This is a genomic window from Streptomyces sp. NPDC002092 (genome assembly GCF_053593775.1).
Genome location: NZ_JBSFDG010000012.1, coordinates 322,327 through 346,870, shown reverse-complemented (window position 1 = coordinate 346,870; position 24,544 = coordinate 322,327). Strand labels below are relative to the sequence as shown.

Sequence of the window (24,544 nt, the reverse complement as noted above, 5' to 3'; positions counted from 1 at the left end):
TGCCCGAAGCCGTGTAGAAGTACGGGATTCGGGGAACCTTCTGGTCTCCCGCTACGTTTCTGCTACGTGCACAGTGACATCGCGGTGACAGGGTGTGGCGACGGGCGGGGTGCGGCTACGATGACCGGCACAAGGACGGGCGGCGAAAGGGAGTCGTCCCCAGGGGCGGCGCCCGGTGCACATCCGGGGCGAGGAGGGCGGGCCATGGTGCAGAAGGCCAAGATCCTCCTGGTCGATGACCGGCCGGAGAATCTGCTTGCGCTGGAGGCCATCCTCTCTGCGCTCGATCAGACGCTGGTGCGGGCATCGTCCGGGGAGGAAGCGCTCAAAGCACTGCTCACGGACGACTTCGCGGTCATTCTGCTGGACGTCCAGATGCCGGGAATGGACGGTTTCGAAACAGCGGCGCACATCAAGCGGCGAGAGCGGACCCGGGACATCCCGATCATCTTCCTCACCGCGATCAACCACGGCCCGCACCACACCTTCCGTGGGTATGCGGCCGGCGCGGTGGACTACATCTCCAAGCCGTTCGACCCGTGGGTGCTGCGCGCGAAGGTTTCGGTCTTCGTCGAGCTGTACATGAAGAACTGCCAGCTGCGGGAGCAGGCGGCGCTGTTGCGGCTCCAGTTGGAGGGCGGCGGCGGCAAGACCGCGGCCGGCGAGGCCAAGGAGCCCGCCAGCCTGCTCGCCGAGCTGTCGGCGCGGCTCGCGGCGGTCGAGGAGCAGGCCGAGGCGCTGTCGAAGCAGCTCGACGACGAGTCGGCGGATGCGGCGGCCGTGGCGACCGCGGCCCATCTCGAACGCAAACTCACGGGATTGCGGCGGGCGCTGGACGCCTTGGAACCGGGCGCCGGCAGCGCGTCCTCGGTGTCCTCGCAGAACTGACTTCTGGGCGTGGACCAGTTGTCCATGAGGACGCGTCAGTTCCGCGCCCGCTTCAGGGCGACACGAACGGGTGAAGCAGTAGGCACACGTGTCCGCTGTCGCCTCCACCGGTAACCTCACCTCTATGGCCTCACGTCCCTCCGCTGCCAAGAAGCAGCCCGCGAAGAAGGCGGCGGCTCCGGCGAAGAAGGCCGCTGCGAAAAAGGCCCCGGCCAGGAAAGCCGCGGCGAAGAAGTCGGCGCCACCGCCGAAGCCTGCGCCGAATCCGACCGGGGGCGTCTACAAGCTCGTCCGCGCCCTCTGGCTCGGCGTCGCGCACGCCGTCGGCGCCGTCTTCCGCGGCATAGGGAACGGCGCGAAGAACCTCGACCCGGCCCACCGCAAGGACGGTGTCGCCCTGCTGCTGCTCGCCCTCGCGCTCATCGTGGCCGCGGGCACCTGGGCCGATCTGCGCGGGCCCGTCGGCGACCTGGTCGAGATCCTGGTGACCGGCTCCTTCGGCCGCCTCGACCTGCTGGTGCCGATACTGCTCGCGGTCATCGCCGTGCGGTTCATCCGCCACCCCGAGCAGCCCGAGGCCAACGGCCGCATCGTGATCGGCCTGTCCGCGCTCGTCATCGGTGTGCTCGGCCAGGTCCACATCGCCTGCGGGGCGCCCGCCCGCAGTGGGGGGATGCAGGCGATAAGGGACGCCGGCGGCCTCATCGGCTGGGCGGCGGCGACCCCGCTGACGTACACGATGGGCGACATCCTCGCCGTGCCTCTGCTCGTGCTGCTGACGATCTTCGGTCTGCTCGTCGTCACGGCCACTCCCGTCAACGCCATTCCGCAGCGGCTGCGGCTGCTCGGAGTGAAGCTCGGCGTCCTCCACGACCCGGAGGAGGACGAGTTCACCGATGACGATCAGCGTTACGACGACCAGTGGCGCGAGGCGCTGCCCGCGCGCACGCGCAGGCGTGGTCCGGCCCCCGGGTCGTACGACCCCGACGGCGCGGAGCAGGAGGCCCTCTCGCGGCGTCGTGGCCGCCCGCGCAGGTCGGCGGTCCCGCAGCCCGACATGCAGCGCCCCATGGACGCCGTGGACGTCGCGGCGGCTGCGGCCGCCGCGCTCGACGGCGCCGTCCTGCACGGTATGCCGCCCTCGCCGATCGTCGCCGACCTCACCCAGGGGGTGAGCGTCGGAGACCGCGAGGAGAGCACACCGACCCCCGCACCGGCACCGAAGGCTGTGCCGGCCGCGCGCCCCAAGCAGGAGAAGCTGAAGGTCGAGGTCGCGGACCTCACCAAGCCCGCGCCCGAGGCGCCCAGCGACCTGCCCGCCCGCGCCGAGCAGCTTCAGCTCTCCGGTGACATCACCTACTCCCTGCCCTCCCTCGACCTCCTCACGCGCGGCGGCCCCGGCAAGGCGCGCAGTGCCGCCAACGACGCCGTGGTCGCGTCACTCACCAACGTCTTCACCGAGTTCAAGGTGGACGCCGCCGTCACCGGCTTCACCCGCGGGCCGACGGTCACGCGCTACGAGGTCGAGCTCGGCCCCGCGGTGAAGGTCGAGCGGATCACCGCGCTGACCAAGAACATCGCGTACGCCGTCGCCAGCCCGGACGTGCGGATCATCAGCCCGATCCCCGGCAAGTCCGCGGTCGGCATCGAAATCCCGAACACCGACCGCGAGATGGTCAACCTCGGAGACGTGCTGCGCCTGGCGGCGGCGGCCGAGGACGACCATCCGATGCTGGTCGCGCTCGGCAAGGACGTCGAGGGCGGCTATGTGATGGCCAACCTCGCGAAGATGCCGCACGTCCTCGTGGCCGGAGCCACCGGTTCCGGTAAATCGTCGTGCATTAACTGCTTGATCACGTCAATCATGGTCCGCGCAACTCCCGAGGACGTCCGTATGGTCCTCGTCGACCCCAAGCGGGTCGAGCTGACCGCCTACGAGGGCATCCCGCACCTGATCACGCCGATCATCACCAACCCGAAGCGGGCCGCCGAGGCGCTCCAGTGGGTCGTACGGGAGATGGACCTCAGGTACGACGACCTGGCCGCGTTCGGGTTCCGGCACATCGACGACTTCAACGCGGCCGTCCGCAGCGGCAAGGTGAAGCAGCCCGAGGGCAGCGAGCGGGAGCTGCAGCCGTATCCGTATCTGCTGGTGATCGTCGACGAGCTCGCCGACCTGATGATGGTCGCGCCGAGGGACGTCGAGGACGCGATCGTGCGCATCACGCAGCTCGCGCGCGCGGCGGGCATCCACTTGGTGCTCGCCACGCAGCGGCCCTCGGTCGACGTCGTCACCGGTCTGATCAAGGCGAACGTGCCCTCGCGGCTCGCGTTCGCCACCTCCTCGCTCGCCGACAGCCGCGTCATCCTCGACCAGCCCGGTGCCGAGAAGCTGATCGGCAAGGGCGACGGCCTCTTCCTGCCGATGGGTGCGAGCAAGCCGACCCGTATGCAGGGCGCCTTCGTGACCGAGGAGGAGGTCGCGGCGATCGTCCAGCACTGCAAGGACCAGATGGCGCCCGTCTTCCGGGACGACGTCACTGTGGGCACCAAGCAGAAGAAGGAGATCGACGAGGAGATCGGCGACGACCTCGACCTGCTGTGCCAGGCCGCCGAGCTGGTGGTCTCCACCCAGTTCGGGTCGACGTCCATGCTCCAGCGCAAACTGCGCGTCGGCTTCGCCAAGGCCGGGCGGCTCATGGACCTCATGGAGTCCAGGGGCATCGTCGGACCGAGCGAAGGGTCGAAAGCTCGTGATGTTCTTGTGAAGGCTGACGAGCTGGACGGCGTGCTCGCGGTGATCCGCGGGGAGGCTTGAGAAGAGGCTCGCGCGGGAGGGCCACCGATGTCCGATCGTGACTCACCCGTAAGGGATCATTGAGCAACCGTTTCCCGTCCACGTACGTCAAGTTGAGGGAAGCGACCATCGCGCACCCACCATCGGCGTGTCCGGCCATTCCGATGGGCTACAAAGTCCGACCGCCCGGTTGCCCCACCCTTTCGCACCCCCCATAGACTGAACCTCCAGCACAGGTGGCTTAAACGCTCGAAAGGCGCCCCCGTGTCCATCGGCAACTCCCCTGAAGACGAGCGTCCGTTCGAAGACGATCGCGCGGAAGCCCACCGCTCCATCGGCCATGCCCTCCGGCAGGCACGAATCGCGGCCGGGTTGACCGTCGACGACGTCACCAACGCCACCCGGGTCCGCATCGCCATCGTGCACGCCATCGAGGCCGACGACTTCGCCCCCTGCGGCGGCGACGTCTATGCCCGGGGCCACATCCGGACCCTGGCCAAGGCTGTCCACCTCGATCCGGCCCCGCTGCTCGCGCAGTACGACGCCCAGCACGGGGGCCGCCCCGCGCCGACCCCCGCCGCCCCCCTCTTCGAGGCGGAACGCATCCGCCCCGAGCGGCGCGGACCCAACTGGACCGCGGCCATGGTCGCCGCGATCGTCGCCGTGGTCGGCTTCGTCGGCTTCACCGCGTTCAAGGGCGGCGACGACAGCGGCGCGAAGACCCAGGTCGCCGAGGGATCCACGCCCTCGGCCAGCAAGCCGGCCTCGCCCACGCCCAAGAGCAGCAAGTCCGACATCCCGAAGTCCAACCCCTCGGACAGCGCCATCGCGGCCGCGCCCCAGGACAAGGTGACCGTCCAGGTCAGCGCCGCCAACGGCCGCAGCTGGATCTCGGCCAAGGACCACAACGGCCGGCTGCTCTTCGACGGGCTCCTCAAGCAGGGCGACTCCAAGACCTTCCAGGACAGCGAGAAGATCAACCTCGTTCTCGGCGACGCGGGCGCGATCCAGCTCTACGTCAACGGCAAGAAGATCGACGACAACTTCCAGTCCGGCGCGGTGGAGCGCCTCACGTACACGAAGGGTGACCCCCAGGCCGGCTGACAGTCGGCTGACAGCGGAGCAGGGCTCATACGGGGTTGGCCAAGATCGGCCAACCCCGTCGACGTGGGCTGTCAGTGAGACGAAGTAGTCTTGAGCGCATGCCTGAACGCCGTACCGTCGCACTCGTCACCCTTGGCTGCGCCCGTAACGAGGTGGACTCGGAGGAGCTCGCAGGCCGCTTGGAGGCGGACGGCTGGGACCTCGTGGAGGACGCCGCGGAAGCGGACGTCGCCGTCGTCAACACCTGTGGCTTCGTCGAGGCCGCCAAGAAGGACTCCGTCGACGCCCTCCTGGAGGCCAACGACCTCAAGGGCCACAGCAGAACCCAGGCCGTCGTGGCGGTGGGCTGCATGGCCGAGCGGTACGGCAAGGAGCTCGCCGAGGCCCTTCCCGAGGCCGACGGCGTACTCGGCTTCGACGACTACGCGGACATCTCCGACCGACTGCAGACCATCCTGAACGGCGGCATCCACGCCTCCCACACCCCGCGCGACCGGCGCAAGCTGCTGCCGATCAGCCCCGCCGAGCGACAGGAATCGGCCGCCGAGGTCGCCCTGCCCGGGCACGGCCCCGTGGACCTCCCGGAGGGCCTCGCGCCCGCCTCCGGCCCCCGTGCGCCCCTGCGCCGCCGGCTGGACGGCGCCCCGGTCGCCTCGGTGAAGCTCGCCTCCGGCTGCGACCGCCGCTGCTCCTTCTGCGCCATCCCGTCCTTCCGCGGCTCGTTCATCTCCCGCCGCCCGAGCGACGTGCTGAACGAGACGCGGTGGCTGGCCGAGCAGGGCGTCAAGGAGATCATGCTGGTCTCCGAGAACAACACCTCGTACGGCAAGGACCTCGGCGACATCCGCCTGCTGGAGTCACTTCTGCCGGAGCTCGCCGTGGTCGACGGCCTGGAGCGCGTGCGCGTGAGCTATCTCCAGCCGGCCGAGATGCGTCCCGGCCTGATCGACGTGCTGACCTCGACGCCGAAGGTCGCCCCGTACTTCGACCTGTCCTTCCAGCACTCCGCCCCCGGCGTACTGCGGGCGATGCGCCGCTTCGGTGACACCGACCGCTTCCTGGAGCTGCTCGACACCATCCGGAGCAAGGCCCCCCAGGCGGGCGTGCGCTCCAACTTCATCGTGGGCTTCCCGGGCGAGAGCGCGGACGACCTGGCGGAGCTGGAGCGGTTCCTGAACGGCGCTCGGCTGGATGCCATCGGCGTCTTCGGCTACTCGGACGAGGAGGGCACGGAGGCGGCGACGTACGACAACAAGCTGGCCGAGGACGTCGTGGCGGAGCGGCTGGCACGTGTCTCACGGCTGGCCGAGGAGCTCGTCTCGCAGCGTGCCGAGGAGCGCCTGGGCGAGACCGTGCACGTGCTCGTGGAGTCCGTGGACGAGGACGGCGTGTACGGCCGCGGGGCGCACCAGGCGCCGGAGACGGACGGCCAGGTGCTGCTCACGAGCGGCGAAGGGCTGAGCGTCGGCCGTATGGTCGAGGCGAAGGTGGTCGGTACGGAAGGTGTCGACCTGGTGGCCGAGCCGCTGACGGGCTCGCTCGGGTGTAGTGAGGAGGCGGGCAGATGACCGGAGTACCGGCATCGGCGGCGAACGGCTCCTCCCCGGCGGATTCCTCGCCGGCCGGCCCCGCCGCTTCCGACCGGCAGACAGGGGCGAAGTCCCCGAGGGGCGGCAAGCTGGCCGCCGCGGCCGTCAACCAGGCCAGCGTCTGGAACGTCGCCAACCTGCTCACCATGCTCCGGCTGCTCCTCGTGCCCGGCTTCGTCGCTCTGATGCTGGCCGACGGCGGGTACGACCCGGCATGGCGCTCTTTCGCCTGGGCCGCCTTCGCCGTCGCCATGATCACCGACCTCTTCGACGGTCATCTGGCCCGCACCTACGACCTCGTCACCGACTTCGGCAAGATCGCCGACCCCATCGCCGACAAGGCGATCATGGGGGCGGCGCTGATCTGTCTCTCCTCGCTGGGCGACCTGCCGTGGTGGGTGACGATCGTCATCCTGGGCAGGGAACTGGGGATCACGCTGCTGCGCTTCCTCGTCATCCGGTACGGCGTGATCCCGGCGAGCCGTGGCGGCAAGCTGAAGACGCTCACCCAGGGCGTGGCGGTGGGGATGTATGTCCTGGCGCTGACGGGCTGGCTGGCCACCCTGAGGTTCTGGGTGATGGCCGCGGCGGTCGTGCTGACCGTGGCGACCGGGCTCGACTATGTAAGACAGGCCATTGTGCTGCGCAGGCAGGGAATCGCCGAGCGCAAGGCCGCGTTGGAGGAGACGGAAGCGTGAATTCTCCGGCCGCCGACGTCGTACGACTACTGACGGTGAGGGGCGAGACCCTCGCGGTCGCCGAGTCGCTCACGGGCGGGCTGGTTGCGGCGGAAATCACAGCCGCCCCAGGAGCGTCCAAGGCGTTCCGCGGCTCGGTGACCGCCTACGCCACCGAGTTGAAGCACGAACTGCTGGGCGTCGACGACACCCTGCTGGCACAGCGCGGAGCGGTGGACCCGCAGGTCGCGGCCCAGATGGCGGCCGGCGTGCGCAAGGCGCTGGGCGCCGACTGGGGCATCGCGACGACCGGTGTCGCGGGCCCGGAACCGCAGGACGGGAAGCCCGTCGGGGTGGTTTTCGTGGCCGTGGACGGCCCCTTCGGAGCGGATTCCGGTTCCGCCGGTGGCGGAAAAGTCGAGGCCCTGCGGTTGAACGGCGACCGTGCGGAAATTCGTATGGAGAGTGTACGGAGCGTACTCGCACTGCTCCTGAAGGAGCTTGCGAGCGAACAGTCCGGGAATGAGCTGGCACAGGATACGGAACAGAACGGGGGGTTTTGATGTTTGCAGCCCTGAGTGAACACGACATCGCTCCCCGCACGGCCGCAGCGCGAGGCGGTACGGTGGGGCGTGAAGGATGCGGCTACGCGGTCCGAGGAGGGAGCCACCGATGATTCTGCTCCGTCGCCTGCTGGGTGACGTGCTGCGTCGGCAGCGCCAGCGCCAGGGCCGTACTCTGCGCGAAGTCTCCTCGTCCGCCCGAGTCTCACTCGGCTATCTCTCCGAGGTGGAGCGGGGGCAGAAGGAGGCTTCCTCCGAACTGCTCTCCGCCATCTGCGACGCGCTGGACGTACGGATGTCCGAGCTCATGCGAGAAGTGAGCGACGAGCTCGCCCTCGCCGAGCTGGCCCAGTCTGCTGCGGCCACCGAGCCTGTGCCCGCGTCGGTTCGTCCGATGCTGGGTTCCGTGTCGGTGACCGGTGTGCCACCGGAACGGGTGACCATCAAGGCGCCCGCCGAGGCGGTGGACGTGGTCGCCGCGTGACATTCACGCGCGTGACTTGAGCCGACGTGCACGTGCAAGGCCCCGGCCGGGGCTTCTCCAGGGAGAACTGGGGAGGAGCGGTCGGGGTTTTCGTGTTGTCGGGGGCGCCTTGTACGGCTGTCCGGGTCCGTTTGCCGGTGCGGCTCGGGGCGGTCATGGTGGATACCTGCGATGCGTTGCGCCCATGTGCCGTCGGTGCGCCCTTTCCGGGGGCGAAGGCGGCGGTCTAGCTTCGGGGCCGGAGGTGGCGTCCATGGCACGGCCGACAGTGCGCTGGGGGGCGTTTCTCGGGCTCGGGGTGCTGTGGTGGTGGGCGGTGCTGCGGCTGGCGTTTGCGCCCGGTGCCGGCGTGCTGGAGGGGGCGGTCGCTGCCGGGGGCTGGGGGCTGGGTCTGCTGCCGGTGCACTGTGTGCCGAAGGGGCGGGCGACGGACGCCGTGGGGGCAGGGCGGTGGCGGGTGGCCTGGCGGACGGGCCGCGTCACCACGGCATCGCCACCCCGCCGTTCGGACGCAGGATCTGGCCCGTCGTGAACGACGAGGCGTCACAGGCCAGATACAGCACGGTGTGAGCGACGTCCTCCGGTTCGCCGACCCGGCCCAGCGGTGACATCCGGGCCATCAGCGCCTCGGTCTGCGCCTGTGCCTCCGCTTCATGGCGGTCGGTCATGGGGGTGCGGATCCAGCCGGGGGCGACGGCGTTGACCCGGATGCCGTGCCGGCCGACCTCGTTCGCCAGGGTCTTCGTCAGCTGGACGACGGCCGCTTTGGCCGCGCCGTAGCAGAGCAGGCCGGGGCGGCCGGTGTCGACGGCGCCGGAGGCCATGGTGATGATGCTGCCACCGGTCTTCCGCTCCAGCATCCGACGGGCGGCTTCCTGGCAGGCGTACAGCACTCCTTTGAAGTTCACGCTCAGCACCCGGTCGAGGTCCTCGTCCCGGGTCTCCAGGACGGGGCTGCTGTGCATGATCCCGGCGACCGCGGCCATCACGTCCAGGCGCTCGCAGGACTCGACGGCCTGTCTGAGCTGCCCCCGGTCGGTGACGTCGAGGTGGTGGACGTGGGCGGTGCCACCGCCGTCCTTGATCAGGGTCGCCGTCTCGTGCAGGCCCTGTGCGTCGCGGTCGGCGCAGTGGACCGTGGCGCCGGCTTCGGAGAGCAGCACGGCCGAGGCGCGGCCGATGCCACCGGCCGCCCCGGTGACGAATGCGATGCGTCCGGTGAGTTCGTACGCCTTCACGGGCATGAAGGGACGGTACGGGGGTGTCTGACGGGTCGTCAATTAGTCGTGCGGCGTGGAGTTGTGCGGGGTGGGGCGGTGCTCGGCGCCGGTCCCGTCTGGCAGTTCGGGCACCAGTAGGTGGGGCGCTCGCGGGAGCCGTCGCCCTGGTCGGCCACACGGACGGAGGTGCGGCAGCGCAGACAGGGGCGGGGTGCGCGGCCGTACACGAACAGGTCCTGGCCGCGGCGGCCCGTCGTGGTGCGGACAGGGCGGTCGCGGTTCGCCTCCAGGAGCTTCTTGGCGAGCGCGGGCAGCTTCGCCGCGCGGTCGGCGGGCAGCGCGCCGACGGGGAGCCAGGGGGTGGCGCCGAGCAGGAAGCAGAGCTCGCTCTTGTACACATTGCCGATGCCGGCGAGGTTGCGCTGGTCCAGGAGGGCCTCGCCGAGGGGGCGGGCGGGGTCGGCGAGCAGGTTGGCGAGCGCCTGCTGCGGGTCCCAGTCCGGGCCGAGGAGGTCGGGGCCGAGGTGGCCGACGGCGCGCTGTTCGTCGGCGGTGCGCAGGAGATCGAGGACGGGGAGGCGGTAGCCGACGGCTGTGCGGTCGGCGTTGCCCAGGATCACGCGGATCTGGTGGGACGGGCCGCCGGTCCAGCGCATGCCGTTCGCGTACACCTTCCAGGAGCCGTCCATCCTCAGATGGGAGTGGAGCGTCAGGCCGCCCTCTACACGCGTCAGAAGGTGCTTGCCGCGCGGGGTGACGTCCAGGACGGTACGGCCGGTGAGGTCGGTCGTGGCGTACTTGGGCACCCGGAAGTCGCTACGGGTCAGCACCTTGCCGGCGAGGGCGTCGTGCAGGCGTCTCGCCGTCTGCCAGACCGTGTCTCCTTCGGGCATGGGTCAAGGGTGTCACGGGTGGGTGCGCGCGGGCTCGGAGAGCGGGGGCCCTGCGGTTACGCCCTGAGACGCAGGCCCCGCGGGGTCGCGATGAAGCCTGCTCCTTCCAGGAGGGTGCCGATGGGGGACGTCAGGGCCGAGGCGCCGTTGACCCGCTCCACCGTGACCGTGCCGAGGGAGCCCGCTCGGGCGGCTGCGGCCAGAGCCTGCGCCGCTGCCTGCAGACGGGGGTCCTCGGTGGCGGTGCCTTCCGGGTCGGCGGGCCAGGCCAGCAGCGTCTTGCCGCCGCGCTCCATGTAGAGCGTCAGCTCACCGTCGACGAGGACCACCAGGGAGCCCGCCTTTCGCCCCGGCTTGTGCCCCGCGCCGGTCGGGGGCTCCGGCCAGGGCAGCGCCGCGCCGTACGCGTTCGCCGGATCGGCTGCGGCGAGGACGACTGCTCGGGAGTCGGGAGTGGGGCGGGGGCGGCGATCGGGGAAAGCAGAGCCGTACGAGACGGGTGGCGAGCCGGGGCCGCTTCGGGGGCCGCCTGCGCCTGGGGACGCGAAGTCGCGGGGCGAGACGTATTCGTCCCGGGAGGCGCGGGCCGGCGGGAGACCGAAGTCGTCCTCGAAGCCGGTGATGTCGAACTCGGGCCGGTCCCGGCGGGCACGGTCCCCGCTCCGGGCGGTGCCGCTGTCCGTGTCGAAGCCGGCCGTCCAGTCGAAGGTGTCGGGATCGTCGGAGCTGTGGGGTGTGTGGCCGTGGGGCGTTCCGGCGCTCGGGTCGCCGGGCGCGGTGAAGGCGTGGGACGAGCCGAAGGAACCGGCGGGGTAGCCGCTCGGCGTGCCCTCGGCCGAGGGCTGCGGCAGGGCTTCGCCGCGGTCGCGGGCGTTGGACACCGCGCGCAGGCGGTCCACCGCGCCGTCCATCGCGAACTGGGCCGCGCCGAGCCCTTCGACCACATAGCCGCGCCGTGCCTGGCCGCTCTCCTCGAAGGCGGACAGGATGCGGTACGTCGCCGAGAAGCCACCCTCGATGCCTTCCGCGGAGACGGCGCCCCGGGTGACCACGCCGTGCCGGTCGAGGAGGGTGCGGGCGACGGCGTGCGCGCGCACCGTCGGGTCCGCCTCCCGTGCGGGGAGCAGGGACCAGCGGCCGGCGACGGTCGGCGGTCCGCTGCGGGAGGCGGGGCGGGCCGCGGCGGTGAGGGAGCCGTAACGCCCGCGGGGGACGCTGCGCTTGGCGCGGTGGGCCGTGGAGCCCGCGGTGCGGCCCGAGCCCAGCAGGGAGCGCATGGGGGCCAGTGTGTCGTTCGTGAGGCGGCCGGACCAGGCCAGGTCCCAGACAGTGTCGGCGAGTTGGGGATCGGTGACGTCGGGGTGGGTGGTCGCGCGGACCTGGTCGGCGATCTGGCGGAAGAACAGGCCGTAGCCCCCGGAGAGGGTGTCCAGTACGGATTGGTGGAGCGCGGTCAGTTCCAGGGGGTGTGGCGGGGGTTGGAGCAGGGGAGCAGCGTCCGCCAGATAGAGGGAGACCCAGCCGTCCTTGCCGGGAAGAGCGCCTGCGCCGGCCCAGACGACCTCTCCGGCGGCGGTGAGCTCGTCGAGCATCGCGGGCGTGTAGTTGACGACTCGGGACGGCAGCACCAGCTTCTCCAGGGCCGACGCCGGCACGGATGCGCCCTGCAACTGCTCGACGGCACGCACCAGCCCGTCGACACCGCGCAGGCCGTGCCCCTTGCCGATGTGCTGCCACTGCGGCAGGAACTGGGCGAGTGCGGCCGGTGCCACCGGTTCCAGCTCGTGCCGCAGCGCGGCCAGGGAACGGCGGCGCAGCCGGCGCAGCACTGCCGCGTCGCACCACTCCTGGCCGATGCCCGCCGGATGGAACTCGCCTTGCACGACACGGCCGTTCGCCGCGAGGCGCTGCAGGGCGCCTTCCGTGACGGCCACGCCCAGGCCGAAGCGGGCCGCCGCCGTGGCCGATGTGAAGGGGCCGTGGGTGCGGGCGTAGCGGGCGAGGAGGTCACCGAGGGGGTCCTTCACCGGCTCCGTGAAAGCCTCCGGGACGCCGACCGGCAGGGCCGTGCCGAGGGCGTCGCGCAGGCGGCCAGCGTCCTCGATAGCCGCCCAGTGGTCCGCCCCGGCGATACGGACCTTGATCGCGCGGCGGGCGCGGGCCAGCTCCTGCGCCCAGTGCGGCTCGGCGCCGCGCTCGGCCAGCTCCGCGTCGGTCAACGGGCCGAGCAGGCGCAGCAGGTCGGCGACACCCTCGGCGTCCTTGACGCGCCGGTCCTCGGTGAGCCACTGGAGCTCCCGCTCCAGCTCGGTCAGCACCTCGGCGTCGAGCAGTTCGCGCAGCTCCGCCTGGCCCAGCAGCTCGGCGAGCAGCCGCGAGTCCAGGGAGAGCGCGGCCGCGCGGCGCTCGGCGAGCGGCGAGTCCCCCTCGTAGAGGAACTGGGCGACGTATCCGAAGAGGAGGGAGCGGGCGAAGGGGGAGGGCTCGGGGGTGGTGACCTCGACGAGGCGTACCTTGCGGGACTCCAGGTCGCCCATCAGCTCGACGAGGCCGGGGACGTCGAAGACGTCCTGGAGACACTCGCGGACCGCTTCCAGGACGATCGGGAACGAGCCGAACTCGCTGGCCACCTGGAGCAGTTGGGAGGCGCGCTGGCGCTGCTGCCACAACGGGGTGCGCTTGCCCGGGTTGCGTCGCGGCAGCAGCAGCGCGCGGGCCGCGCACTCGCGGAAGCGGGAGGCGAACAGGGCGGAGCTGCCCACCTGGTCAGTGACCACCTGGTCGACCTCGCTCTTGTCGAAGACGACGTCCGCGGCGCCGACGGGTGCCTGGTCGGCGTCGTACTCCGTGCCTGCCTTCATCGGCTCCTGGTCGAGCAGGTCCAGGCCCATGAGGTCGGCGTCCGGGAGGCGCAGCACGATGCCGTCGTCGGCGTGCATGACCTGGGCGTCCATGCCGTACCGCTCGGAGAGTTTGGCGCCGAGGGCGAGTGCCCACGGCGCGTGCACCTGGGCGCCGAAGGGGGAGTGGACGACGACCCGCCAGTCGCCGAGCTCGTCGCGGAAGCGCTCCACGACGATGGTGCGGTCGTCCGGGACATGGCCGCAGGCCTCGCGTTGCTCGTCCAGATAGGACAGGACGTTGTCAGCGGCCCACGCGTCCAGACCTGCCGCGAGGAGGCGCAGCCGGGCGTCCTCCTTGGACAGCGAACCGACCTCGCGCAGGAACTGGCCGACCGCGCGGCCCAGTTCGAGCGGGCGGCCGAGCTGATCGCCTTTCCAGAAGGGGAGCCGGCCCGGTACGCCCGGCGCGGGGGAGACCAGGACGCGGTCGCGCGTGATGTCCTCGATGCGCCAGGAGCTGGTGCCGAGCGTGAAGACATCGCCCACGCGTGACTCGTAGACCATCTCCTCGTCGAGCTCGCCGACCCGGCCGCCGCCCTTCTTGGGGTCGGCTCCGGCGAGGAAGACTCCGAAGAGCCCGCGGTCGGGGATGGTGCCGCCAGAGGTGACGGCGAGTCGCTGAGCGCCGGGGCGGCCGGTGACCGTGCCGGTGACGCGGTCCCACACCACGCGCGGGCGCAGCTCGGCGAACGCGTCGGACGGATAGCGGCCCGCGAGCATGTCGAGGACCGCCGTGAACGCCGACTCCGGGAGCGAGGCGAAGGGCGCGGCCCGGCGGACCGTGGCGAGCAGGTCGTCGACCTGCCAGGTGTCCAGGGCCGTCATCGCCACCAGCTGCTGTGCCAGGACGTCCAGGGGGTTGGCGGGGACCTTGAGGGATTCGATGGAGCCGGTGCGCATGCGTTCGGTGACCACGGCCGCCTGGACGAGGTCGCCGCGGTATTTGGGGAAGACCACGCCGGTGGAGACCGCGCCCACCTGGTGTCCCGCGCGGCCCACGCGCTGCAGACCGGAGGCGACGGACGGCGGGGACTCCACTTGGACGACGAGGTCCACGGCACCCATGTCGATGCCCAGCTCGAGGCTGGAGGTGGCGACCACGGCGGGCAGGCGGCCCGCCTTGAGGTCCTCCTCGACGAGGGCGCGCTGCTCCTTGGAGACCGAGCCGTGGTGGGCACGGGCGATGACGGGTGGTGCACCCTGCGCCGCTCCGGAGCCGCCCATGAGCTCGGCCGGAGCGTGGTGCTCGTCCAGGGGCTCGCCGGTGGCCCGCTCGTACGCGATCTCGTTGAGCCTGTTGCACAGGCGCTCCGCGAGGCGGCGGGAGTTGGCGAACACGATCGTGGAGCGGTGGGCCTGGACGAGGTCGGTGATCCGCTCCTCGACATGTGGCCAGATCGAGGGGCGCTCGGTGCCCTCCGACCCGTCGGCGACCGGGGAGCCGCCCAGCTCTCCCAGGTCCTCGACCGGGACGACGACCGAGAGGTCGAACTCCTTGCCCGACTTCGGCTGGACGATCTCCACCTTGCGGCGCGGTGAGAGGTAGCGCGCGACCTCGTCGACCGGGCGGACCGTCGCCGAGAGGCCGATGCGGCGGGCCGGCTTCGGCAGGATCTCGTCCAGTCGTTCCAAGGAGAGCGCGAGGTGCGCGCCGCGCTTGGTGCCCGCCACCGCGTGCACCTCGTCGAGGATCACCGTCTCGATGCCGGTCAGCGCGTCGCGCGTGGCCGACGTCAGCATCAGGAACAGGGACTCCGGGGTGGTGATCAGGATGTCCGGGGGGCGGGTGGACAGGGCGCGGCGCTCGGCGGGCGGGGTGTCGCCGGAGCGGATGCCCACCTTCACCTCGGGCTCGGGCAGGCCCCGGCGCACGGATTCCTGGCGGATACCGGTCAGGGGGCTGCGGAGGTTGCGCTCGACGTCGACCGCGAGAGCCTTGAGCGGCGACACGTACAGGACGCGGCAGCGCTTCCTGGGGTCTGCGGGCGGCGGTGTCGAGGCCAGCTGGTCCAGGGCGGCGAGGAACGCGGCCAGGGTCTTGCCGGAGCCGGTGGGGGCGACCACCAGCACGTCCGAGCCCTCTCTGATGGCCTGCCACGCGCCCGCCTGGGCCGCGGTGGGCGCGGAGAAGGCCCCCGTGAACCAGCCGCGGGTCGCGGGGGAGAAGCCGTCGAGGGCTCGGTGTGCGGAGCTGACCATGCGTCCATCCTGCACCCGGCCACTGACAATGGCTCTGGCCTGTGGGTTCGCTGCGCTGGGCTTGGGCGGCCGGGCGCGGTTTCGTTCGTTGTGGGTCGGGGGCGCGGCGGTACGGCGAGCCCGCCGCCCGCGGCCCGGTGTCTGAGAGGCCGGTGGTGAGCTGAAGTGAGCGGCGGGTTGCCTCGACGCGCGGGTTGCAGGGCTCACCGCAGCCGCCGTGGCGCTGATCCTGCGCGCCCCGTTCCTCCTCGTCGTGGCGGCGGCCGTCGTGGTGACCGCCGGAGTGCGTGCCATGGGCGGGTGACGGCGTCCGGCTCAGCCGATGGGACGACCGTGCGCCCTGAGGGTGTGCAGCGCCTCGATCGTCGCCATGGGGCGAGCCTCCAGGGCGGTGCCCGGTGCCCACCGGTGCCGGCTGACGGGCCAGCCGCCGTCCTCGTGCTGCGCGTCCGCGAGGAAGTCGAGGGAGCGCGTCATCTCCGCATCCGTGAACCACGCGCGCGCCAGAGAGCTCGGCGTCTTCGCGTAGTCGTGCGGGAAGTGGTGCTCACCGGGCGCATAGCCGAGGGCGACCGGGTACGCGTCGAGGCGGTCGGGTTCCAGAGCCGCGAGCCGGTGTTCGCGCACCAGGCGGCCGAGGCGGTCGGCAGCCGCCTCCGCGCGCGGGCGATCGGGAGCGGAGTCCAGGAAGGCCACGGCGGCCTCGATCTCGTGGGGGTGGGACTTGTCCAGCGACTCGACCGCATGCCAGCAGAAGTCCGTGGCCCTGAACAGCCAGGCGTGCCACACCTCGTTGCGGTGCAGCAGACCCACCACCGGGCCCGTGGTGAGGAGTTCGCTGGGCGGGTCGTCCACGATCGGCATGAAAGGGGCCGCGGGATAGCCGCGCTGACTGGGACGGATCGCCGGCAGGGCACCGTCCGTCGTGGACACGGCCGTCAGATAGCGGCACACGCGCTCCATCCGCTGTCCGCCACAGCGCCCGATGGCATCCAGAACACGCAGCGCGTGCACAGTGTGCGGCGGCTGGCTGACCGGACCGCGCAGATCGGGCTCCAGCGCGTGGCCGTACCCACCGTCCTCGTTGCGGTACGCGTCCAGCGCGGTCTCCACCGGGTCGGCGCCCCCGTTCAGGAAGTGGTACGCGAAGAGGCGCTGTTCCAGCACGCGCGCGGTGAGCCAGACGAAGTGCTCCGCGCGGAACAGCGGGGAGCGTGCCGGGGGTGAGGCAGGGAGTGGGGAAGCTCCTGTTTCGGACATGCGTCAGACCGTAGGGCGGAAAGCGGTCTCGGCAAGGGGTCCCGGCCCAGGCCCACCCTCAGGGGCGGGATACTGGAGTCATGCGGTTGACGGTCTTCTGGCAGCGGATGGCGGATCACTTCGGTCCGGGATACGCCGACACCTTCGCACGCGACCACGTGATGGCGGAGCTCGGCGGTCGCACGGTGCACGGGGCACTGGACGCCGGCTGGGATGCCAAGGACGTGTGGCGAGTGGTCTGCACAGTCATGGACGTTCCGCGGGAGAAGCACTGATCGGTCACGAAGATCGCAGGGCCGTAGTTGATTGTCAGACCAGTGGGCGAGACTTTATCCGTGGCACCCACTGACGAGGCCGGGCAGACGGCCCAGCACGCATCCCCGTTCGGCACGACGCCGCCCGGCAGGCCCCCTGCCGACGCCGCCGGGCCCAGCGTTCGCATGCCGCGCTGGCTGCCGCGCGCCGCGGTGCTCGTCCTCGCCCTCTACGCGGCCTTCCAGCTGGGCACTTGGGCCTTCCATCAGCTCACCGGCCTGCTGATCAACATTCTCATCGCGTTCTTCCTGGCTCTGGCCATCGAGCCCGCGGTGAGCTGGATGGCCTCGCGCGGCATACGCAGGGGACTGGCCACGGGCTTCGTCTTCCTGGCCGTAATGATCATGGCGGCGGGCTTCGTCACCCTGCTCGGCTCCATGCTCGCGGGCCAGATCATCAAGATCGTCGAGGAGTTCCCGAACTACCTCGACTCCGTCATCAACTGGGTCAACACGCACTTCCACACCGAGCTCAGACGCGTAGACGTCCAGGAGGGCCTGCTCCGCTCCAACTGGCTGCGCAACTACGTGCAGAACAGCGCCACCGGTGTGCTGGACGTGTCCGCGCAGGTCATCGGCGGCCTCTTCCAACTGCTCACGATTGTGCTGTTCTCGTTCTACTTCGCTGCGGACGGCCCGCGGCTGCGCCGCGCGATCTGCTCCGTACTGCCGCCCGCGCGTCAGGCCGAGGTGCTGCGTGCATGGGAGATCGCCGTCGACAAGACCGGCGGTTACATCTACTCGCGCGGCCTGATGGCGCTCATCTCCGGCATAGCGCACTACATCCTGCTGCAGATCCTGGGTGTGCCCTACGCGCCCGTGCTCGGCGTCTGGGTGGGCCTGGTCTCCCAGTTCATCCCGACCATCGGCACCTACCTCGCGGGCGCCCTGCCCATGCTGATCGCCTTCACCGTCGATCCCTGGTACGCGCTGTGGGTGCTGATCTTCGTCGTGGTCTACCAGCAGTTCGAGAACTACATGCTCCAGCCCAAGCTGACCGCGAAGACCGTCGACATCCACCCCGCCGTCGCCTTCGGTTCGGTCATCGCCGGCACCGCGCTCCTCGGTGCCGTCGGCGCGCTGATCGCCATCCCCGCGGTCGCCACGCTGCAGGCGTTCCTGGGGGCGTACGTGAAGCGGTACGCCGTCACGGACGACCCTCGTGTCCACGGTCACCGGAGAGGCGGATCGGGGCCGGGTCTGCTCACGCGCGCGAGGCAGTTGTGGATGCGGCGGCCGGGGGTGGCGCAGGACGAAGCGGTGGAAGCCGGGGAGGGTTCCTCCTGAGGCACGGTCCGATGAGCGGGCACAACCAGCTCAGTACGTGAGGACGGCCCACACCCCGGTGCCGATGACGGCAGCCACGTAGCAACCAGTCGCCGCGGCCACGATCCGCCGCCGGGCCGGCTCGCTCCAGGACGTGCCGGACAGCAGCCGTGCCAGCAGCGGCAGGACGAGCACCGCATGCAGGCTGACCGCGTGCAGCGGCTTGAGCGGCGCCGTCGAGTGGTAGGCAGCCTCCTGGTGCCCGGTCCGGGTGAGCACCACACCGCGCGCGATCATCGCGGCGCCCGAAGCGAGCGCGACGAGCAGGATCGCGAAGCCGGAACGCACCGCGAGCGCCATCCCTGCGGGACCTGCGGGCCGGTGCCGGAACGACGCGACGGCGAACACGGTGAGCAGCACCACGAGGACACCACCACCCACCGCGAGCGTCATGGAAACCGCGGTGTCGAACGGTGTCTCCATGTCGAGGTGCGAGGGCACCCTGCGCCAGGCCTGAAGAGTGATACCGCCGACCTCCACGACGCAGTCGACAGCGAACACGACGAGGAGCAGCGCGCGCAGCCGCGAACCGATGCGCAGATACGACGTCACCCAGGTCACCGCGATCAGCGTCGCTCCGAAGGACAGCCCGAAGGTGACGGGCTTGCGCCAGGAGACGGGCCCGTCCCAGGGGCCGCCGTCGACGGCGAACACCACCAGGTGCACAAGGCCGGAGAGGATCAGGAGAAGGCCGACGGCGTGGCAGAGGCGCTCCGCCGGGCGGGCCTCCGCCGTGGCCGCGACGACAGGGTGACGTTCCGCCGTGCCGCCCTCCCGGGTGAGCTTCGTGGTCTCCATGCGGTCAGCCTTGCGAGAGCGCCCCCTCCGGTCGTCGTCCGGCCGGAGACACCCGCTGTACGCCGCGGGGAGTAGTCGGACCGGACGCAGGCACGAACAGCGGCCGTACGGCTCGCGGTCCGGCCCGTTGTCGGACCGCGGACGTAGGGTCGGAGGTGTCGCATGGTGCGCTTGACACGAAAATCGAACATCCATTCTTATGGAGGCTCCGGCGAGGCTCTCGACGGGTAATTCGCCGTGGTTTTGACGGAGATGTACCCGAGTTATCCACAGGCCGGACGGGCGTCGGGGCGCATTGTCAGTGGCAGGCGTTAGCGTCTTTGACGTGAAGCGATCGACTCAAGCAAACCGGGTGGAACCCATGGCAGGAACCGACCGCGAGAAGGCGCTCGACGCCGCGCTCGCACAGATTGAACGGCAGTTCGGCAAGGGCGCCGTGATGCGCCTCGGCGAGCGGCCGAACGAGCCCATCGAGGTCATCCCCACCGGGTCGACCGCACTTGACGTCGCACTCGGCGTCGGCGGCCTGCCGCGTGGCCGTGTCGTGGAGGTGTACGGCCCGGAGTCCTCCGGTAAGACGACCCTGACCCTGCACGCGGTGGCGAACGCGCAGAAGGCCGGCGGCCAGGTCGCCTTCGTGGACGCGGAGCACGCCCTCGACCCCGAGTACGCGAAGAAGCTCGGCGTCGACATCGACAACCTGATCCTCTCCCAGCCGGACAACGGCGAGCAGGCCCTGGAGATCGTGGACATGCTGGTCCGCTCCGGCGCCCTCGACCTCATCGTCATCGACTCCGTCGCCGCGCTCGTCCCGCGCGCGGAGATCGAGGGCGAGATGGGCGACAGCCACGTCGGTCTCCAGGCCCGTCTGATGAGCCAGGCCCTGCGGAAGATCACCAGCGCGCTCAACCAGTCCAAGACCACCGCGATCTTCATCAACCAGCTCCGCGAGAAGATCGGCGTGATGTTCGGCTCCCCGGAGACCACGACCGGTGGCCGGGCGCTGAAGTTCTACGCCTCGGTGCGCATCGACATCCGCCGCATCGAGACCCTGAAGGACGGCACCGAGGCGGTCGGCAACCGCACCCGCTGCAAGGTCGTCAAGAACAAGGTCGCCCCGCCCTTCAAGCAGGCCGAGTTCGACATCCTCTACGGCCAGGGCATCAGCCGCGAGGGCGGCCTGATCGACATGGGCGTGGAGCACGGCTTCGTCCGCAAGGCCGGCGCCTGGTACACGTACGAGGGCGACCAGCTCGGCCAGGGCAAGGAGAACGCGCGCAACTTCCTGAAGGACAACCCCGACCTGGCCAACGAGATCGAGAAGAAGATCAAGGAGAAGCTGGGCGTCGGCGTGCGTCCGGAGGAGCCCACCGCTGAGCCGGGCGCCGACGCCGCCGTCTCCGCCACCGCGGACGAGGCCACGAAGGCGGTGCCTGCTCCTGCGGCCAAGACAGCCAAGACCAAGGCTCCGGCTGCCAAGAGCTGACGTATGACACGGCGAACCGACTGGGCCGAGTACGGCTACCCGGACCCTCCGCGAGGGCGGGACGGGAGCGACGCGGCTCTTGCCGGGCCGGACGGCGATGCGTACGGGGCTGACGCGGGGCACGGCGCGCAGGGGGGACACGACCGCGCGAGGTCACGCGGCATGACGGCGTACGGCACCGGGGGGTCGTACGGCGACGAGCCGGGCGGCGGCGAGCCGGGCGGCGGCGAGTGGCCGGAGGACGGGGGACCGGACGGTTTCGGCTCGTCCGGTGGCGGTTCGCGCCGTGTCGGCCGGACCCATGGGGCGGGCGGCTCCCGAAGGCGCCCACAGAGGCGCCGCGGCGAGCCGTCCGGTGAGGACGGGGGCTCCGTCTCCTCGTCGAGGGCCGAGCAGGAGGAGTCCTCAGGGGACCCGGTGGAGCGGGCACGGGCGATCTGCCTGCGCCTGCTCACCGGGACCCCGCGCACGCGCAAGCAGCTCGCCGACGCCCTGCGCAAGCGGGAGATTCCGGACGAGGCTGCCGATGAGGTGCTGTCGCGGTTCGAGGAAGTCGGGTTGATCAACGACAGCGCGTTCGCGGACGCCTGGGTGGAGTCCCGGCACCACGGCCGGGGGCTCGCTCGGCGGGCACTGGCCCAGGAGCTGCGGACCAAGGGCGTCGACTCCACGCTGATCGACGCGGCCGTCTCCCAGCTCGACTCGGACCAGGAAGAGGCGACCGCGCGCGAACTCGTCGCCCGCAAGCTGCGCTCCACACGCGGCCTCGACCGCGACAAGCGCCTGCGCCGCCTCGCGGGCATGCTCGCCCGCAAGGGCTACTCCGAGGGCATGGCGCTGCGGGTGGTGCGGCAGGCGCTGGAGGAGGAGGGGGAGGACACGGAGTTCCTCGGGGACGAGGGGTTCTGACGGGGCACGAGCCGTAGAGATGTGGCCGCCGGGATGCGTGCCGCGCTCAGTACGGCGTGACCGTCGAACCCTGCGGCGCGGTCCCTCCTTGGTGCTGTCGTCGGCATCGAGGCCATGTCGGACGGCTGAGAAGCGTCGGCGTCGGCGCCGACCGATCGCCGACCGCCTATGACGTCACAGGCAGTCCCGCCGCCTTCCACGCCTGGAACCCGCCGACCAGATCCGTGGCCCGTCCCAGCCCCAAACCGTGCAAAGAGGCCGCCGCGAGGCTCGACGCATAGCCCTCGTTGCAGATCACCACGACCCGCAGCTCGTGACTCGTGGCCTCGGGCACGCGGTGGCTGCCCTGCGGGTCGAGACGCCACTCCAGCTCGTTGCGCTCGACGACCAGGGCGCCGGGAATCAGGCCGTCCCGTTCGCGCAGGGCGGCGTATCGGATGTCGACCAGGAGTGCGTCGCCGGAGCGAGCAGCGTCGTAAGCCTCCTTCGGCTCGATCCGCTCGTAGCCCCCGCGCACCCGCTCCAGCAACTCGTCGATGCCGACGGGCTGTTCGCCCGCGCCGCCCACTTGCCCGTCGACCGGACCCTCGCCGCTCACTGCCAGTCCTCCGGGCGCTCGACCTGCTCCAGGCGCAGGACCTGGCCCACGCGGCTGTAGCGGCGGATCTGCGGCAGGGGCGGGTAGTAGGCGTGGACGGAGACCGCGTGTTGGCCGGTGGACTCGTTGAGCACCTCGTGGACATGGTGACGGCCGAAGGCTCGGCCCTTGCCGGTCGGCAGCCGCCGTTCCCGGTCCACGCCGTCGGTGAGTTCCAGGGTCTTCCAGCCGTCGGCGGGCAGCCGGGCGGCGAGCGAGTTCTCCTTGAGCTCACCGGACGCCGTCACGAAGGCGCCGACGGACTCGGCGTGGTCGTGCCAGCCGGTGCCCGTGCCGGGCGGCCAGCCGATCAGCCAGGCCTCGCTGCCACCGGGCCCCTCCAGGCGTACCCAGGTGCGGCCCTCGGGATCGAGCGGGAGGGAGGCGATCAGCTCCGCGTCGGCGGCCGTACGCCGTACGAAGTCGAGGAGGTCCGCCTGCGTCGGAACCTGGGCGGCTGCGGCGACGGAGGCAGGGGCAGGAGAAGAGACAGACACGTGGCACCGTCCTGAAGAAGCGTTCGCGGGGGCGCGCGGCAGCATTGGATGGCGCGCGCGGGAAGGGGGATGCGAATTCAGCAGGACGGACGACACACGCAGCCCGCATAGCGGACGAGGTCCATATGGACCCTCCGCCACAGGCGCACATAGGTGTCGGTCACGTACCGGAGTACACCATTGACGGTCCAGAGCGGTCAACTCACCGTCACTATGTGGACCACAGGGTGACGGTGAGTAGGGTCACTTCGAGGGCGATCCGGCCGTGGCCTCCGCCTTCGCCGGCCCTCCCAGCGTCGCCTCCGCCGCCGAGTAGAGCTCGGCCGGCCGCACTCCGCCCAGTGCCGTGACCAGGTGGCCGTCCGGCCGTACCAGCAACACGGTGTGGGCCGCCGCGCCGGGATAGCTCTCCGCGACCAGCAACTCGGCGGGGTGCGGCAGCGCGGCCACCGCGGCCGCCAGCCGCGGCATGATCCCCGCGGCCATCCAGTGCTTGCGGTCCCACACCGCCGTGCCCGGCGCGATCAGCACCACCAGCAGGGCTCCGCGCCCGAGCCGGTCCCGCAGCTGTACGAAGGTGCCGTCCTCCGCGGTGACCCGCACATCGGTGACCGGCTCGCCCGGCGCCGTGTCCACGGGGACCTCGGCTTCGAGATGCCGGGGAGCGAGCGGGGAGGCAGCGTACGCCCCCGGCGCGCCGAGTGTTCCGCGCCCCAGGTGGCCGTCCGTGAGCAGCGCATCGTGGCCGCGGGCCGAGCCGGGCACGTACGCGCGCAGCCCTCCGCCGCCGCGCAGCAGCGGCAGGGCCTGGTCGGCGGCGCGCAGCCGGCCTGCGACGACTCCGCGTCGCTCCGCCTGGTAGCTGTCGAGCAGCGCCTCGTGCGGCCCGTGGTGCCAGGCGAGCGCCAGCTTCCAGGCCAGGTTGTCGGCGTCCCTGAGCCCCTCGTCGAGCCCCTGCGCGCCCAGCGCGCCAAGCAGGTGCGCGGCGTCCCCGGCGAGGAAGACCCGGCGGACCCGCCAGCGGCGGGCCAGACGGTGGTGGACCGTGTGGACTCCGGTGTCGAGGAGCTCGTACGGCGGTGTCGGGCCCCCGGTCCAGCCGGCCAGGGTCTCCCGGATGCGGGCCAGCAGCAGCTCGGGCGTGACCAGGTCCTTGCCCGGCGGCAGCAGCCAGTCCAGGCGCCATACGCCGTCCGGGAGGGGGCGGGCGGTCACCTCCCCGGCCGAGGGGCCCGACGTCCGCCACGGCGGCATCCGGTGAAGCAACGCTTCGTCCGCCCATGGAAGTTCCGTGCGCAGCGCGGCCACGGCGTGCCGCTCCACCGCCGTACGGCCCGGGAAGCGGATGTCCTGCAGTTTGCGCACGGTGGAGCGCGGGCCGTCGCAGCCGACCAGGTAACTGCCGCGCCACCAGGTGCCCTTGGGGCCGCGGGTGTGGGCGGTGACTCCCGAGGCCTCCTGCTCGACGGTGTCGAGGCGGCTGTCCACGGCGACCTCGACGAGCGGCTCGGCGGCCAGGGCGGCGCGCAGGGCGCCGGTCAGCACATGCTGGGCGATGTGCAGCGGAGCGGGTTCGTCGCCGCCGAACGTGACCTCGCGCATCACCTGCTTGCGCCGCATCGACCGCCATCCGGCCCAGCGGGCTCCCTCCTGCGCGAGCGGCTGTCCGCTCAGCCGCTCCATCAGGGCGGCGGTGTCCTCGCGCAGGACAACGGTGCGCGCGGGGCGCGGTTCCTCCTTGCCGGGGCCCTCGTCCAGCACGACGCAGGGCACTTCCTGACGTGCCAACGCCAGGGCGAGCGTGAGCCCGACGGGCCCCGCGCCGACGATGATCACCGGGTCCACGGCGCGGCGCCCCCTGCTCGTGGCGGCGTCCTGAGGGACGTATGTGAACAGGAAGTTGGAGCAGGGTGCACGATCACAGAACGTATGCAACCCATTGGCGGGGTTTGCGTCAAGCGACGGAGGCAGTGGCGATCACGCCACTGCCTCCGTGCGGA

General features: G+C 71.2%; 21 protein-coding genes and 1 pseudogene. 13 read left to right on the top strand and 9 right to left on the bottom strand.

Annotated features, from left to right (window positions below):
- The first annotated feature begins 204 nt into the window (after window positions 1-204).
- The 8 genes from ACWCRD_RS28235 (at window position 205) to ACWCRD_RS28200 (ending at window position 8,634) form a co-directional block, all read left to right on the top strand.
- Window positions 205-888, top strand: a complete 684-nt coding sequence (locus tag ACWCRD_RS28235; RefSeq protein ID WP_115909444.1) for a response regulator — start codon at window positions 205-207, stop codon at window positions 886-888.
- A gap of 124 nt (window positions 889-1,012) precedes the next feature.
- Window positions 1,013-3,706: a DNA translocase FtsK gene (locus ACWCRD_RS28230; protein ID WP_450968573.1), complete on the top strand. Its 2,694-nt coding sequence runs from the start codon at window positions 1,013-1,015 to the stop codon at window positions 3,704-3,706.
- A 243-nt stretch (window positions 3,707-3,949) separates the two neighbouring features.
- Window positions 3,950-4,789, top strand: a complete 840-nt coding sequence (locus ACWCRD_RS28225) for a helix-turn-helix domain-containing protein (protein WP_450968572.1) — start codon at window positions 3,950-3,952, stop codon at window positions 4,787-4,789.
- Window positions 4,790-4,887: 98 nt separating this feature from the next.
- Window positions 4,888-6,357, top strand: a complete 1,470-nt coding sequence (rimO, locus tag ACWCRD_RS28220) for a 30S ribosomal protein S12 methylthiotransferase RimO (protein ID WP_450968571.1) — start codon at window positions 4,888-4,890, stop codon at window positions 6,355-6,357.
- Window positions 6,354-7,076, top strand: coding sequence for a CDP-diacylglycerol--glycerol-3-phosphate 3-phosphatidyltransferase (gene pgsA / locus ACWCRD_RS28215; protein WP_450968570.1), 723 nt, complete (start codon window positions 6,354-6,356; stop codon window positions 7,074-7,076). Before rimO ends, pgsA begins: the two co-directional genes overlap by 4 nt.
- Window positions 7,073-7,618, top strand: a complete 546-nt coding sequence (locus ACWCRD_RS28210; RefSeq protein ID WP_450968569.1) for a CinA family protein — start codon at window positions 7,073-7,075, stop codon at window positions 7,616-7,618. The genes pgsA and ACWCRD_RS28210 overlap by 4 nt, the downstream gene beginning before the upstream one ends.
- 109 nt (window positions 7,619-7,727) lie before the next feature.
- Entirely contained in the window at window positions 7,728-8,102 is a 375-nt protein-coding gene (locus ACWCRD_RS28205) for a helix-turn-helix domain-containing protein (RefSeq protein WP_450700374.1), read from the top strand.
- A 253-nt stretch (window positions 8,103-8,355) separates the two neighbouring features.
- Entirely contained in the window at window positions 8,356-8,634 is a 279-nt protein-coding gene (locus tag ACWCRD_RS28200; RefSeq protein WP_450968568.1) for a hypothetical protein, read from the top strand.
- Here ACWCRD_RS28200 and ACWCRD_RS28195 read toward each other — a convergent pair.
- From ACWCRD_RS28195 to ACWCRD_RS28185, 3 genes are read right to left on the bottom strand one after another with little or no spacing between them, the layout of a single operon-like run.
- A complete protein-coding gene (locus tag ACWCRD_RS28195; RefSeq protein ID WP_450968567.1) occupies window positions 8,582-9,346 on the bottom strand; it encodes an SDR family NAD(P)-dependent oxidoreductase in 765 nt (254 codons plus the stop codon). The two genes, ACWCRD_RS28200 and ACWCRD_RS28195, sit on opposite strands and share 53 nt — an antisense overlap.
- Window positions 9,347-9,378: 32 nt before the next feature.
- Window positions 9,379-10,215, bottom strand: a complete 837-nt coding sequence (locus tag ACWCRD_RS28190) for an Fpg/Nei family DNA glycosylase (protein ID WP_450968566.1) — start codon at window positions 10,213-10,215, stop codon at window positions 9,379-9,381.
- A 56-nt stretch (window positions 10,216-10,271) separates the two neighbouring features.
- On the bottom strand, window positions 10,272-15,317 hold the full coding sequence (locus tag ACWCRD_RS28185; protein WP_450968565.1) for an ATP-dependent helicase: 5,046 nt from the start codon (window positions 15,315-15,317) through the stop codon (window positions 10,272-10,274).
- Between the two features lie 181 nt (window positions 15,318-15,498).
- Here ACWCRD_RS28185 and ACWCRD_RS28180 point away from each other — a divergent pair.
- A pseudogene (locus ACWCRD_RS28180) lies at window positions 15,499-15,621 on the top strand (AzlD domain-containing protein); the annotation flags it as partial.
- A gap of 11 nt (window positions 15,622-15,632) precedes the next feature.
- Here the strand turns inward: ACWCRD_RS28180 and ACWCRD_RS28175 are convergent.
- Complete coding sequence (locus tag ACWCRD_RS28175) at window positions 15,633-16,577, bottom strand: hypothetical protein (RefSeq protein ID WP_450968564.1); 945 nt, start codon at window positions 16,575-16,577, stop codon at window positions 15,633-15,635.
- 80 nt (window positions 16,578-16,657) lie between these two features.
- On the opposite strand from ACWCRD_RS28175, the gene ACWCRD_RS28170 reads away from it, so the two are divergent.
- Both ACWCRD_RS28170 and ACWCRD_RS28165 read left to right on the top strand, forming a co-directional pair.
- Window positions 16,658-16,852, top strand: a complete 195-nt coding sequence (locus ACWCRD_RS28170; protein ID WP_030947308.1) for a DUF3046 domain-containing protein — start codon at window positions 16,658-16,660, stop codon at window positions 16,850-16,852.
- A 60-nt stretch (window positions 16,853-16,912) separates the two neighbouring features.
- Window positions 16,913-18,178: an AI-2E family transporter gene (locus ACWCRD_RS28165; protein WP_450968563.1), complete on the top strand. Its 1,266-nt coding sequence runs from the start codon at window positions 16,913-16,915 to the stop codon at window positions 18,176-18,178.
- A 30-nt stretch (window positions 18,179-18,208) separates the two neighbouring features.
- Here the strand turns inward: ACWCRD_RS28165 and ACWCRD_RS28160 are convergent, their stop codons facing one another.
- Complete coding sequence (locus tag ACWCRD_RS28160; RefSeq protein WP_450968562.1) at window positions 18,209-19,015, bottom strand: hypothetical protein; 807 nt, start codon at window positions 19,013-19,015, stop codon at window positions 18,209-18,211.
- 361 nt (window positions 19,016-19,376) lie between these two features.
- Between ACWCRD_RS28160 and recA the strand changes: the two genes are divergently transcribed.
- Window positions 19,377-20,501: a recombinase RecA gene (gene recA / locus ACWCRD_RS28155; protein ID WP_450968561.1), complete on the top strand. Its 1,125-nt coding sequence runs from the start codon at window positions 19,377-19,379 to the stop codon at window positions 20,499-20,501.
- 3 nt (window positions 20,502-20,504) lie between these two features.
- Window positions 20,505-21,410, top strand: a complete 906-nt coding sequence (recX, locus tag ACWCRD_RS28150; RefSeq protein ID WP_450968560.1) for a recombination regulator RecX — start codon at window positions 20,505-20,507, stop codon at window positions 21,408-21,410.
- A gap of 166 nt (window positions 21,411-21,576) precedes the next feature.
- Here recX and ACWCRD_RS28145 read toward each other — a convergent pair whose 3' ends face one another.
- The 4 genes from ACWCRD_RS28145 to ACWCRD_RS28130 form a co-directional block, all read right to left on the bottom strand.
- On the bottom strand, window positions 21,577-22,008 hold the full coding sequence (locus ACWCRD_RS28145) for a rhodanese-like domain-containing protein (RefSeq protein WP_450968559.1): 432 nt from the start codon (window positions 22,006-22,008) through the stop codon (window positions 21,577-21,579).
- The gene (locus ACWCRD_RS28140) at window positions 22,005-22,589 is read right to left on the bottom strand and encodes a cysteine dioxygenase (RefSeq protein ID WP_450968558.1); all 585 of its coding nucleotides are present in this window, start codon (window positions 22,587-22,589) and stop codon (window positions 22,005-22,007) included. Before ACWCRD_RS28140 ends, ACWCRD_RS28145 begins: the two co-directional genes overlap by 4 nt.
- 32 nt (window positions 22,590-22,621) lie before the next feature.
- Window positions 22,622-22,669 carry a hypothetical protein gene (locus ACWCRD_RS28135; RefSeq protein WP_309506048.1) on the bottom strand — a complete coding sequence of 16 codons (48 nt, stop codon included), beginning with the start codon at window positions 22,667-22,669 and terminating at the stop codon, window positions 22,622-22,624.
- A 118-nt stretch (window positions 22,670-22,787) separates the two neighbouring features.
- Window positions 22,788-24,389 (bottom strand): FAD-dependent monooxygenase, encoded by a 1,602-nt coding sequence (locus ACWCRD_RS28130; RefSeq protein ID WP_450968557.1) that lies wholly within the window; start codon window positions 24,387-24,389, stop codon window positions 22,788-22,790.
- Between the last annotated feature and the right edge of the window lie 155 nt (window positions 24,390-24,544).